Origin of the sequence: Prescottella sp. D32 (genome assembly GCF_037287305.1) — a bacterium.
In the GTDB taxonomy this organism is placed as follows: Bacteria; Actinomycetota; Actinomycetes; order Mycobacteriales; family Mycobacteriaceae; genus Prescottella; species Prescottella equi.
In genome coordinates, this window is sequence record NZ_JARBSW010000002.1 from 808,595 (window position 1) to 820,257 (window position 11,663).

An 11,663-nucleotide genomic window follows, 5' to 3' on the forward strand; every position below is an offset into this window, starting at 1 on the left:
CGTCCGCCTACCGCGGTTCGCGCATCACGTAGCCGACACCGCGCAACGTGTGGATCAGCCGCGGTTCGGTGGTGTCGATCTTGCGGCGCAGGTACGACACGTACGACTCGACGACACCCACCTCTCCGCCGAAGTCGTAGTTCCACACGTGGTCGAGGATGCGCGGCTTGCTCAGCACGGTGCCGGCGTTGACCATGAAGTAGCGGAGCAGCGTGAACTCGGTGGGCGACAACGACACCGGCTCCCCCGCCTTCCACACCTCGCGGGTGTCGTCGTCCAACTCGAGATCGGCGAAGGTGACGCGGGCCGATTGCTTGTCGTCGGAGTGCCCGGCGCGGCGCAGGATCACGCGCAGCCGGGTCACCACCTCCTCGAGGCTGAACGGCTTCGTGACGTAGTCGTCGGCGCCGATCGTCAGCCCGGTCACCTTGTCCTCCACGGCGTCCCTGGCGGTGAGGAACAGGACGGGTGCGTCGACGCCGTCGGCGCGCAGTCGGCGCAGCATCCCGAACCCGTCCATGCCGGGCATCATCACGTCGAGGATCAGCGCGTCGGGCCGGAAGGCGCGCGCCTTGTCGAGGCCCTCGGCGCCGTTCGTCGCGGTCTCCACCTCGAAGCCCTGGAAGCGAAGACTCACGGACAGCAATTCGACGAGTGAAGGCTCGTCGTCGACGATCAGCACCCGGACCTGCGGCGTTTCACTCACTCCACCAGAATCCCCGATCCACCTGGTCACCGGCTGGACGTTCCCTGGGAGATTCCTGTGAATGGCCCCGAGACACGGTGAGACCGGCCACCACCGGCGGCATCGGTCGGCGAATTCGGTACCCTGGTACCAGTCAGGACGACACCCGGACGAGCACACCGTACCCGGCCAGCGACAAGACGGTGTTGGGAGAGTTGAACCGTCATGGCGTGGATCGTGCTCGTGATTTCCGGTGTGCTCGAAGCCGTCTGGGCGACCGCCCTCGGCAAGTCCGCAGGCTTCAGCCGCCTCACCCCGTCGCTCGTGTTCGGCGTCGGTCTGGTGCTCAGCATGGCCGGGCTGGCGTACGCGATGCGCACCCTGCCGACCGGCACGTCCTATGCGATCTGGGTAGGCATCGGCGCCTCCCTCACCGTCGCGTATGCGATGCTCACCGGCGCCGAGAGCACCTCGATCGTGAAGATCCTGCTCATCCTCGGCATCGTCGGCTGCGTGATCGGGCTGAAGGTTCTGCACTAGGCGCTTCGCGCCCGTGCGCCTTTTTGGTAGCCGGGACAGCCGAAAAGGCGCACGGGTGGCGTAGCCGCCTGTTTGACTGTGTGGCGCAGGTTACAGTTATCGAATGAACCTGGTGTCAGCGATCATGTTCCCGGTCCGGGCCGGTCTCGCCGTCACGGACGCGGCACTCGGGGTGGCCGAGACGGCCCTGGCCACAACGCGGCTGGCACTGTCGAGCACCACCGTCACGAGCGTCGGTGCCGCGACTCTGACCAATTCGCGTGGGCCACTGCAACTGGTGCAGCAGGTGGCCGCGCTCGCGTCCGACGACAGACCGTTGGGACAGGCGCTGCAGCCCGGCGGGCCGCTCGATCGACTGCTCGCACCCGGCGGCGTCGTGGACCGCCTCACCTCCGACGGCGGCACCCTCGAGCGGCTGTTCGAGCCCGGCGGGGCGATCGAGCGGGTGCTCGCTCCCGGCGGCCCGTTGGAGCGGGTGTTGGCCGAGGACGGCCCGGTGGATCGGATCCTGTCGCAGGACGGCCCGCTCGAACGTCTGCTCGCGCCGGGCGGGCTGCTCGACCGCCTCACCGCCGAGGACGGCCCGCTCGAGCGTCTCACCGCCGAGGACGGCGCGGTCGAACGGTTGACCAAGAAGGACGGCATCGTCGACAAGGCCCTGGCCGAGAACGGCATCCTCGACACGCTGCTTGCCGAGGACGGCGCCTTCGAGCGTCTGATCGCGGAGGGCGGTCCGCTCGACCAGATCGTCGCGCTGTCCGAGACGCTCACCGCCCTCGCCCCGAACCTGCAGCGGATGAGTGCGAGCATCGACTTGTTGCAGGAGACCGTCGGCGTGCTCAGCGCCGCCGTCGGACCGCTCGGTGATCTGGCCGGACGCCTGCCGGGCCGCTGGCTCAAGAGTGGGCGGGGCCCGGACCTACCCCTCGGCCCCGCCGGACAGGTGTGAACCGAAGAACCCGAACACCCGACGCCAGGCGTCCTGCGAAGTCGCGTCGTCGTAGCCCATCCCCGTGACGCGCAGCAGTTGTCCGGTGTAGCGGCCGGTCGCGAGGCGGTTGGCGAAACTGTGCCCGACGCCGGGATAGGTCTGCACGTCGTGTTCGACGCCGAGGCGGGTCAGTGCGGAGTCGAGCTTGTGGCCGGCGCCCCGCAGCATCGGGTCCCGTGCGCCGTAGCTTCCGACGATCGGGCACGACCCGCCGAGCGCCTCCTCGATGTCGCGCGGCAACGGCCCGTAGAACGGCGCCGCCGCGTCGAATCCCTCCGGGGCCAGCACGAGGGCGAATCCGCCGCCCATGCAGAAACCGATGACGCCCACCCGGCCGGTGCAGTCGGGGCGGGCCACCAGCAGGTCGCGGGCGGACAGCAGATCGTCGACGGCCCGGCCGCGGCGCCGGATCAGATCTCGGAACGTCCCGACCACGCACCGGGTGCGTCCGCCACGGGTGTACAGGTCCGGCGTCAGCGTCAGATACCCGTGTGCGGCCACCCGAGCGGTGATGTCGCGGATGTCGCGCCCGATACCGAGCGCATCGTGGACCACCACGACGCCGGGCCACGGGCCGGTTCCGTCCGGTGTCTCGAGGACCGCGTCGATCGGGCCCTGGCCGGTCGGAACACTCACCATCGACATGCTCGAAGACTAGGACCTTTCGTCCCTGCCCCACCCGCCATCGGTAACGATTCGACAGCCTTTCGAGCCCGTTCATTCCGGTTGGGTAACCAAGTCGCCGACGACCGCCCGGGCAGGGTTTTCGTGGCTAGCCTGACGTTGGCGCCGATGTTCCGCGACGGATGCGGCGCCGCCGGATATCCACGCCGCAGGCGCCGGACGGCCCCAGTACCTGAAAGGGCACGGAAGCAGTCGAATGAACACCATCTCCAACACTCGCCAGACCACCGCGAACGGAATCCGCACCGGATCCATCAGCACCGAAGAGATCAAGTCGCGCATCGCGGCAATGTTCGGAGACGCCCCCGCCGCCCACCAGGAGAAGTGAGGCCGGCCCCTCGTTCAGTCCCGCGCCGGGCGCGCGCGGATATGGGCGCGTTCGCCCTGGCGGCCGAACAACCCCAGGAATTCGACCGGCTCCTCGTCCGCCGACCCGAACCAGTGCGGTACGCGAGTGTCGAACTCCGCCGCCTCACCCGGCAGCATCACGATGTCCCGTTCCCCGAGGACGAGTCGCAGCTTGCCGTTGAGGACGTAGAGCCACTCGTACCCCTCGTGCACCCGTAGGTCCGGTACCTGCGGGCCGCGCGCCCCGGGGATCACGTGCTTGTACGCCTGGATGCCGCCGGGCCGGCGGGTGAGCGGCACGATCGTCTTTCCGCCCCGCGTGATCGGTTTCAGGTGAATTCGCGGGTCGCCGGTCTCCGGCGCCCCCACCAGTTCGTCGAGTGGCACGCCGTACGCCCTCGCCAGCGGCAACAGCAGTTCCAGATTCGGTTTCCGCTGGCCGGCCTCCAGCCGCGACAGCGTGCTCACCGAGATCCCCGTGTCGGCCGCGAGGTCGGACAGCGTCGTGCCCCGCTGCTGGCGCAGCGCCCGCAGCCGCGGACCCACCGCGTCGAGGATCCGGTCCATGTCGTCTGCGTCGTCCATCATCCCAGCTTGCCACTTCGGCAACAAAGGTTGCGAGTTTCGCGACGCCGTCGGCATGGTGGTCACCGAACGAACGACGGGGAGGATCAAGGTGAGCGAACAACTTTCCAACGGGTACGACGTCGTGGTGGTCGGTGGCGGCGCCGCGGGTCTCGAGGGTGCGCTGATGCTCGCGCGCTCGCGACGGTCCGTGCTGGTGATCGACGCCGGCGAGCCGCGCAATGCGCCGGCCGAGGGCGTCCACGGATTCCTGTCCCGGGACGGCATCGCGCCCGCGGACCTGACCCGCCTCGGGGCCGACGAGGTCCGGCGCTACGGCGGCGAGATCGCCGACGGGGCCGTCTCCGACATCCGACGCGTCGACGACGGCTTCTCGCTGGTACTCGCGGACGGCCGCAGCGTCGACGCCCGGCGCGTGCTGGTGACGACCGGCCTCACCGACGAACTGCCGGACGTCCCCGGAGTGCGCGAGCGGTGGGGACGCGACGTCGTGCACTGCCCGTACTGCCACGGCTGGGAGATCAACGACGAACCGGTCGGCGTCCTCGGAACGGGACCGATGAGCGTGCACCAGGCGCTCATGTTCCGGCAGTGGACCGACGACGTGACGCTGTTCCTGCACACCGCCCCGCAGCCGACCGACGACGAGCGCGAGCAACTGGCGGCCCGCGGGATCCGAATCGTCACCGGCCGGGTCGCCGAGCTGGTGATCGACGACGACCGCCTCGCGGGGGTACGCCTCGACGACGGCACGGTCGTGGACCGCCGAGCACTGGTGGTGGCGCCGCGGTTCGTCGCCCGCGTCGACGCGCTGACCTCGCTGGGCGTCGAGACCGAACTCGAACCGATGAGCGGTGGGCGGTTCGTACCGTCCGACTGGTCGGGGCTGACGAAGGTGCCCGGACTGTGGGTCGCCGGCAACGTCACCGACGTCAAGGCGCAGGTGCTGGCGGCCGCCGCCGGCGCCGCGACGGCCGCCGTCGCCATCAACAACGACCTCATCGCCGAAGACACCGCACGCGCTGTGGCGGAACGCCGCGCGCAGAACGAGAAGGGACCGCAGAGATGACCGACCTGCCCGAGGTGCTGGACCAGGAGTTCTGGAACGAGCGCTACCGCTCGAGCCACCGTCTGTGGAGCGGCAACCCCAACGCGAACCTCGTGAACGAGGCGTCGGAACTGATGCCCGGCACGGCACTCGACGTGGGCTGCGGCGAGGGCGCCGACGCCATCTGGCTGGCCCGCCGTGGCTGGACGGTGCACGGCATCGACCTGTCGAGCGTCGCGATCGAGCGGGCCGCCGAGCACGCTGCCGAAGCCGGCGACGGCATCGCCGACCGGGTGACGTGGGAGGCCGCCGACCTACTCGAATGGGACCCGGGCACCACGCGGTACGACCTGGTGACGTCGCAGTACGTGCACCTGCCGTCGGGCGAGCGGGAGGTCCTCTACTCCCGCCTCGCCGAACTGGTCGCCCCCGGCGGCACGCTGCTGATCGTCGGCCATCACCCGTCGGATCTGGAGTCCGGCGTCCCGCGCCCGCCCCGGCCGGAGCTGTTCTTCACGCCCGACGAGGTCGTGGCATTGCTCGACCCACAGAAGTGGACGGTGGACACGGCCGAGTCGGTTTCACGCACCGTCACACACGACGACCACGAGATGACCATCCACGACAGCGTGGTCCGCGCCCGCCGCACCGCCTGACCCCGCCACCAGGTAGCGGCCGGGACCAACACAGGTAGTCGAACAGGTAGTTTTCACGTGGCCCGCGTACCCCTCGGAGAGAGAACCTGGAGTAGTCACATCGGCACTACTTCGAGGAGCAGACCATGTTGCGCCGCGGACGCAAGACGCTCGTCTCGCTCGACAGCGGGGACTGGTGCCTCGGCCGCATCGTCGGAAAGCGTCGCTGCGAATCCGGCGTCCGAGTCCAACTCCTCGAGCACGACGCGGACGGGAAGGTACCGACCTTCACCGTCGCCGCCGCGAACGGCGGCAACGGCTTCGCCCTCTGAGGTCGGGCCGAAACTCGCTGCCTGACAACAGCCTCGGAACACGACGTCGACCCTCTCGCCCGAATTCGGGGCGGGAGGGTCGACGCTGTTGCGCCGTCCGCTGCGGTGCAGGCCGGGCCCCCCACGCCGAACACAGGTAGTCGAACGGGTAATTCTGACGTGGTCTGCGTACCCCGTGCGAGAGAACCTGGAGTAGTCACACCGGCACGACATACTTCGGAGGAGAACGACCATGATGCGGCGCGGACGTAAGACCCTGATTTCGCTCGACAGCGGAAACTGGTGCTTCGGCCGCATCGTCGGAAAGCGTCGCTGCGAATCCGGCGTCCGCGTCCAACTGCTGAAGCACGACGCCGATGAAAAGGTCCCGACGTTCACCGTGGCGGCCGCGAACAGTGGTGACGGCTTCGCGCTCTGAACGCGAGTACGGGCACTGCGCGGCGAAAAAATCCCCTCACCGGTGAACGGCGAGGGGATTCGTTTTTCGGAGCCCCCTGTCAGGAACTGACGACCCCACATCGGCACCGATGAACCGAAATTGCTTCGGTTCGGGCCCGCACGGAATCATGGCAGCTCTCCCGTCCCGTACAGCCGCCCCCGTACGAGTTGACGTCGCAAAAATCCCAGCCACATCCTGAACTCTCAGGAGCCGGCCCCTCGATCTGCTCATCTCACCCCCCGCGGCCGCCAGACCCGATTTACCCGCCATGACGTCACGAGGTGACCGGTCGGTCTATTATTTCTCGACGCTTACTCACACGCGCTCGTCGGGGATTCATCAGGGGCGCACCATTCACAGGGGAACAACACACTTATGACCGAGCCGTACCAGCCTGCCCCGACTCCGCCCGCGTCGGAGCCGAAGAGCAAGAAGAAGAAGTGGCCGTGGATCGCGGGCATCGCCGCCGTCGTGATCGTCATCGGAGCTGTCGCCGGTGGCGGCGACAAGGAGTCCGAGAAGACTGCCGCCGAAGCCACCACGTCGGTCGCGGAGCAAGCGGACGCGCTGGTTGAATCCGCACCCGCGCCCGCGCCCGTGCCAGCAGCCGCGCCGGCACCTGCGCCGGCGCCCGCTCCAGCTGCTGCACCTGCACCTGCACCTGCACCTGCCAAGCCCCAACTCAGCTCTAGTCAGCGCAACGCAGTCAAGTCAGCGAAGCAGTACATCGGCTATTCCGCCTTCTCTCGCACTGGCTTGATCAAGCAGCTCGAGTTCGAAGGTTTCTCCAACGAGGACGCAACCTACGCTGTGGACAGCCTGAACCAGAATTGGAACGAGCAGGCCGTGAAGGCTGCCAAGCAGTACCTGGACTACTCGTCGTTCTCGCAGTCGGGATTGGTCGACCAGTTGGTGTTCGAGGGCTACACGCCCGAACAGGCGGAGTACGGTGCCAACGCGGCCTACTGACAACACGCCCGCGAGTCAACGACGAACGCCCCGCCTTAGGCGGGGCGTTCGTCGTTGCAGGGAGTCGTGTTTCGAAAATTTGTAGCCGAGAGGCGTGCTTTTCGTCTTCAACACTCAAGGATTGCGGTGATCACGGCAAAGCGCCAGAGCAACTCCCACCCCAGATCAGAGATCGAGCCCACGACGCGGCTGCACGGTTCCGTCTCCTCGGCCCTTACGGCGTGGTGGTGGTGGTGAAGTTCAAGGGATCGGAGCACGCCGGGTGAAGAGCAAGCCGGTCGTGCCTGCGTTGCGAGGACGTGAACCTGCCCGTGGGAGCCCACCATCGTGAACAACCGCGTCTCGTACATTCCCCTTACTCCTGCATTGACGAATCGATGAAGGCAGCGCTCCGGCACCAAAATGAACCGGCTTGCTCTCGGTGAGCTGTACACGGGCCCCGGGTCGTGCGTGGTGTGCAACGGGACAGCCGTACTGCCCAGACATGCGCAGCCCGTGAAGGTGACAAGGATTCCCCCACATGTTGCACATCACACTTATGCACGCTCATGAACTTGCACGCGCCGATCGCGGCTATTTCTGCGCGGCTCGGGCACGCGGGATTCGGTCTTCACGGTGCATATGCACGTGCATTCGCGGGTTTACGCGTTCAAGCTCTCTAATGCGCGCTCGGAACGCTTGTGACAATCCGTGACAATCTCGGGAGTTCGCAAGTATGAGCAGGCCCCTCCCGAGCAGCGCAGGTGGGGGTCTTTCGTCGGAGCCCCCTGTCAGGATTGAACTGACGACCGCTCGCTTACAAGGCGAGTGCTCTACCACTGAGCTAAGGAGGCAGTGGAGCGCGCCCATCATATCCATAGCCCACAGTGGTGCGCGTAACCGTGCCGCCGCCGTCCGCTTTCGTTAGCGTTGTCTCATGCGTATCTCGGAGATCGCCACGATCCTCGCGTGGCACGACGCTCTCAACTCGTCCGACATCGACACGCTGCTGGCGGTCTCGAGCGACGACATCGAACTGGCCGGTTCGGAAGGGGCCGCGCAGGGCCTCACCGCTCTACGCGAGTGGGCCACGACGGCCGCCCCTACACTGGTTCCCGGCCGGATGTTCATGCACGACGGCGTCGTCGTCGTCGAGGAACAGGCCACCTGGTCGTCCGAGCCGGACGTGACCAAATCCGTCGCCACCGCTTTCCGCGTGGTTCACGACCAGGTGACTGCCGTCTTCCGGCACGACACTCTCGAAGAGGCACTGGAGGCCACCGATCTCAGCGAGAAGGATCTCGTCACCGACGTCTGACATGCGCAGGTTCGCAGCATCGCTCGGCAGTCTCGTCAAGGACCGCCGGGCGACGGCCGACACGGTCACCGCCGCGCCGACCCCGCTGCAGCCGATCGATCTCACCGACGACGCGCGGGTCGCCGAAGTTCTCGACCTCGCGGTGCGCGTCGGTGAGGTGCTGCTGGCGTCCGGCACGTCGGCGATCGACACCGCGACGCAGGTGAAGTTCATCGCCGCGACGTACGGACTGGCGCAGTGCGACGTGGACGTCACGTACAACTCGATCGTCGTGTCGGCGCATCGTGGCCCGTTGATTCCGCCGGCGAGCACGATGCGGATCGTGCACTACCGGTCGATGGACTTCACGCGTCTCGCGGCCGCCGACCGGCTCACCCGCCGGATCCGGCTCGAGGCGATCACTCCGGCGCAGGCGCACGCCGCGCTCGACGCGATCGTCTCCGCGCCGCACCCCTACAACCGGTGGATCGCCACCCTCGGCTGGGCAGGCCTGGCGGCTGCGGTCGCGGTGCTGCTCGGCGGTGGGCCGCTGATCATCGCGGTCTCGTTCTTCACCACCGTCGTGATCGACCGCGTCAATCGGGTGCTCAACCGCTTCGGGTTGCCGTACTTCTTCCAGCAGATGATGGGCGGCCTGATCGCGGCCGCGCCGGCGACAGCGCTCTACATGGTCCAGGACCAATTGGGTGTGACGATCCGGCCGTCCCAGATCATCGCGGCCGGTGTCGTCGTGCTGCTGTCCGGGTTGTCGCTGGTGGGCTCCGTGCAGGACGCGATCACCGGCGCCCCCATCACCGCGGCCGCCAGATTCTTCGAGGTGGTGATGATGACCGGCGGCATCATCGCCGGTGTCGCGTTGTCGCTGCGGGTCGCCTCGGCACTGGGCGCGGACCTTCCGGTCATCAGCAACGAGGCGCAACCCGATCTGACGCAGCTGCCGGTGAAGGTGATCGCGGGCGCGCTGGCGTCGATGTTCTACGCGCTCGCGTGCTACGCCGAGCGGCGCGCGCTCACCGCCGCCGGGCTGGGCGGTGCCGCGGGTCTGCTGTTCTTCGTGCTCGCCCAGAGCCTGGGCATCGGACCGGTGATCTCGTCGGCGATCGCCGCGACCGTGATCGGTTTCGCGGGTGGTCTGATGGCGCGCCGCGCGCTGACCCCGCCGCTGGTCGTGGCCGTCGCGGGCATCACGCCGCTGTTGCCGGGCCTGTCCCTGTACCGGGGCCTGTACGCGATGTTGAACAACGACGTGATCATCGGGCTGACGGCACTGTTGGCCGCGTTCGGTATCGGCTGCGCGTTGGCCGCCGGTGTCACCCTGGGCGAATGGGGCGCGCGGACGCTGCGCCGCCCGCCGCGAATGCGCCGAAACACGACGCTGCGCCGCCCGAGATTCGGACGGCGCAGCGTGGTGATGAGCAATTCTGGGGCCGGCTCCGTCACTCCGAAAGTGAGTTAGTCGGCCCGGAAAGCTTATTCTGCGGCGTTCTTCTGATCCTGCTCCATGGCCTCACGCAGACTCTTCGGCCGCATGTCGGTCCAATTCTTCTCGACGTATTCCACGCATGCCTGGCGCGAATCCTCACCGAAAACGATCCTCCAGCCCTGCGGGACCTCGGAGAACGTAGGCCACAGGGAGTGCTGGTCCTCATCGTTGACCAGCACGTAGAAGCGGCCGTCTTCGTCGTCGAACGGATTGGTGCTCATCTAACCTCGCTTGTCGCGTACGGGTTGTCTGCAGTCAGCCTAGCAAGGTGACCGCTGATATCTCGGTGAGCGAGAATCGAATCGAGAATCTCTCCTGCGCGCACCGCGACATTGGACAGCAGGGACGCCGTCAGTCCGTGAGTCTTCTCGGTACCACCCTGCAGGTAGATCCCCCCACGGACGCCCGGACCCGCCTCCAGTCGGTAGTCGCGGCCCACCCCACGATCGTTACCGATGTGGGGCAGCGAGTCGCCGAAGAGCGAGTCGAGCGGAGTCGGGACAAATCCGGTAGCCAGGACCAATGCGTCACACATGAGCGTGTCGGTGAGCCCGTCGAGCGCGCTGTACACCGACACTTCGATGCCGTCGTCGCTCTCGCTGACGCCGCTGATCTCCGACGCCCGCCGCATGAACAGCCGCCGCTCGCCGCGCACCCGCTCCTGGTACTCGGTGGCGTACAGCTCGTTGATCAGTTCGATGTCGACACACGAATAGTTGGTGCTGCGGTGCAGTTCGAGCAGACGTGCGCGTTCCGCGGCGGGTGCGGCGTGCAGTTCGTCCACTGTGCCCGGATCGAAGATGCGGTTGGCGTACGGGCTGTCGTCGGCGGGGCTGAATCCGAACCGCGAGAAGACGCTGTGCACCTCGGCCCGCGGGTACTTGGCATGCAGGTACTGCACCACCTCGGCCGCGCTCTGGCCGGCGCCGAGCACCGCGAAGCGCTGATGCTCCGGCTCCGGCATCTCGGCGAGGCGGAACAGGAACTGATGGTTGTGGAAGCACCGCGACGACGGAGTCGCCCACTCGGGCAGGCGTTCCCGCAGTCCGGCACCGACCACGACATTCCGGGCACGTACGGTGCGACCGTCCGCGAGCACGACCTCGAAGCTCTCGACGGCACCGCCTTCGTCGACCCCCTCCACCGAGGCGACCGTGGTGCCGTACTCGACATCGGCGTCGACCTTTGCGGCCGCCCACTGCAGATAGTCCTGGAACTCCACCCGGGTGGGGAAGAAGGTCTGGTGGTTGACGAAATCGACGAGGCGGCCGCGCTCGTGCAGGTAGGAGAAGAAGGTGTAGCCACTACGGGGGTTCCGGAACGTGACCAGGTCCTTGGGGAAGGCGATCTGCATGGTCGCGCCGTCGAGCACCATGCCCTGATGCCAGCCGAACGCCTGCTGCTTCTCGAAGAAGCGGGCACGGACCCGGTCGGCCGGCGCGCAGTCGGCGTTGTGCTCCTCGATCGCGATCGCGAGCGCGAGGTTCGACGGCCCGAACCCGATCCCGATCAGGTCGAGCGTCTCCTCCGACCCGAGCGAGTTCTCGCTCGCCGTCCGCTGACTTTCAGTCATCGCTCATGTCCGTCCTCGTGGCACCGACCCGGAACGGGTCCCGCAGTGTTTCGT

15 protein-coding genes, 1 tRNA gene and 1 riboswitch are annotated in these 11,663 nt (G+C 67.4%); of the genes, 10 read left to right on the forward strand and 6 right to left on the reverse strand.

Annotation, left to right across the window (positions count from 1 at the left end):
• Window positions 1-7: 7 nt before the first annotated feature.
• Window positions 8-706 carry a response regulator transcription factor gene (locus tag PSS76_RS13435; RefSeq protein WP_022594159.1) on the reverse strand — a complete coding sequence of 233 codons (699 nt, stop codon included), beginning with the start codon at window positions 704-706 and terminating at the stop codon, window positions 8-10.
• A gap of 127 nt (window positions 707-833) precedes the next feature.
• Window positions 834-895, forward strand: a riboswitch (guanidine-III (ykkC-III) riboswitch).
• A gap of 15 nt (window positions 896-910) precedes the next feature.
• On the opposite strand from PSS76_RS13435, the gene PSS76_RS13440 reads away from it, so the two are divergent.
• Window positions 911-1,225 (forward strand): DMT family transporter, encoded by a 315-nt coding sequence (locus PSS76_RS13440; protein ID WP_005515478.1) that lies wholly within the window; start codon window positions 911-913, stop codon window positions 1,223-1,225.
• Between the two features lie 103 nt (window positions 1,226-1,328).
• Window positions 1,329-2,174, forward strand: a complete 846-nt coding sequence (locus PSS76_RS13445) for a hypothetical protein (protein WP_005515479.1) — start codon at window positions 1,329-1,331, stop codon at window positions 2,172-2,174.
• Here PSS76_RS13445 and PSS76_RS13450 read toward each other — a convergent pair.
• Window positions 2,145-2,861: a dienelactone hydrolase family protein gene (locus tag PSS76_RS13450; RefSeq protein WP_238780545.1), complete on the reverse strand. Its 717-nt coding sequence runs from the start codon at window positions 2,859-2,861 to the stop codon at window positions 2,145-2,147. The two genes, PSS76_RS13445 and PSS76_RS13450, sit on opposite strands and share 30 nt — an antisense overlap.
• A 235-nt stretch (window positions 2,862-3,096) precedes the next feature.
• Between PSS76_RS13450 and PSS76_RS13455 the strand changes: the two genes are divergently transcribed.
• A complete protein-coding gene (locus PSS76_RS13455; protein WP_005515482.1) occupies window positions 3,097-3,228 on the forward strand; it encodes a hypothetical protein in 132 nt (43 codons plus the stop codon).
• A 14-nt stretch (window positions 3,229-3,242) separates the two neighbouring features.
• On the opposite strand, the gene PSS76_RS13460 is transcribed toward PSS76_RS13455, so the two are convergent.
• Window positions 3,243-3,836: a helix-turn-helix domain-containing protein gene (locus PSS76_RS13460; protein WP_013414905.1), complete on the reverse strand. Its 594-nt coding sequence runs from the start codon at window positions 3,834-3,836 to the stop codon at window positions 3,243-3,245.
• A gap of 52 nt (window positions 3,837-3,888) precedes the next feature.
• Between PSS76_RS13460 and PSS76_RS13465 the strand changes: the two genes are divergently transcribed.
• The 5 genes from PSS76_RS13465 to PSS76_RS13485 all read left to right on the forward strand — a co-directional run bounded on the left by PSS76_RS13465 (window position 3,889) and on the right by PSS76_RS13485 (window position 7,256).
• Entirely contained in the window at window positions 3,889-4,902 is a 1,014-nt protein-coding gene (locus PSS76_RS13465) for an NAD(P)/FAD-dependent oxidoreductase (RefSeq protein WP_337456286.1), read from the forward strand.
• The gene (locus tag PSS76_RS13470; RefSeq protein ID WP_013414903.1) at window positions 4,899-5,537 is read left to right on the forward strand and encodes a class I SAM-dependent methyltransferase; all 639 of its coding nucleotides are present in this window, start codon (window positions 4,899-4,901) and stop codon (window positions 5,535-5,537) included. Before PSS76_RS13465 ends, PSS76_RS13470 begins: the two co-directional genes overlap by 4 nt.
• 125 nt (window positions 5,538-5,662) lie before the next feature.
• On the forward strand, window positions 5,663-5,848 hold the full coding sequence (locus PSS76_RS13475) for a hypothetical protein (RefSeq protein ID WP_005515486.1): 186 nt from the start codon (window positions 5,663-5,665) through the stop codon (window positions 5,846-5,848).
• A 232-nt stretch (window positions 5,849-6,080) separates the two neighbouring features.
• A complete protein-coding gene (locus tag PSS76_RS13480; RefSeq protein WP_013414902.1) occupies window positions 6,081-6,266 on the forward strand; it encodes a hypothetical protein in 186 nt (61 codons plus the stop codon).
• 396 nt (window positions 6,267-6,662) lie between these two features.
• Window positions 6,663-7,256: an Ltp family lipoprotein gene (locus PSS76_RS13485; protein WP_337456260.1), complete on the forward strand. Its 594-nt coding sequence runs from the start codon at window positions 6,663-6,665 to the stop codon at window positions 7,254-7,256.
• 761 nt (window positions 7,257-8,017) lie between these two features.
• Here the strand turns inward: PSS76_RS13485 and PSS76_RS13490 are convergent.
• Window positions 8,018-8,089 (reverse strand) — tRNA-Thr (locus PSS76_RS13490).
• An 83-nt stretch (window positions 8,090-8,172) separates the two neighbouring features.
• Between PSS76_RS13490 and PSS76_RS13495 the strand changes: the two genes are divergently transcribed.
• The gene (locus tag PSS76_RS13495) at window positions 8,173-8,553 is read left to right on the forward strand and encodes a hypothetical protein (RefSeq protein WP_005515489.1); all 381 of its coding nucleotides are present in this window, start codon (window positions 8,173-8,175) and stop codon (window positions 8,551-8,553) included.
• A 1-nt stretch (window position 8,554) separates the two neighbouring features.
• Window positions 8,555-10,009, forward strand: a complete 1,455-nt coding sequence (locus PSS76_RS13500) for a threonine/serine exporter family protein (protein ID WP_064059659.1) — start codon at window positions 8,555-8,557, stop codon at window positions 10,007-10,009.
• A gap of 14 nt (window positions 10,010-10,023) precedes the next feature.
• Here the strand turns inward: PSS76_RS13500 and PSS76_RS13505 are convergent, their stop codons facing one another.
• Window positions 10,024-10,257 carry an MbtH family protein gene (locus PSS76_RS13505; RefSeq protein ID WP_005515491.1) on the reverse strand — a complete coding sequence of 78 codons (234 nt, stop codon included), beginning with the start codon at window positions 10,255-10,257 and terminating at the stop codon, window positions 10,024-10,026.
• Window positions 10,254-11,609 carry a lysine N(6)-hydroxylase/L-ornithine N(5)-oxygenase family protein gene (locus tag PSS76_RS13510; RefSeq protein ID WP_064059658.1) on the reverse strand — a complete coding sequence of 452 codons (1,356 nt, stop codon included), beginning with the start codon at window positions 11,607-11,609 and terminating at the stop codon, window positions 10,254-10,256. The genes PSS76_RS13505 and PSS76_RS13510 overlap by 4 nt, the downstream gene beginning before the upstream one ends.
• Window positions 11,610-11,663: the final 54 nt, after the last annotated feature.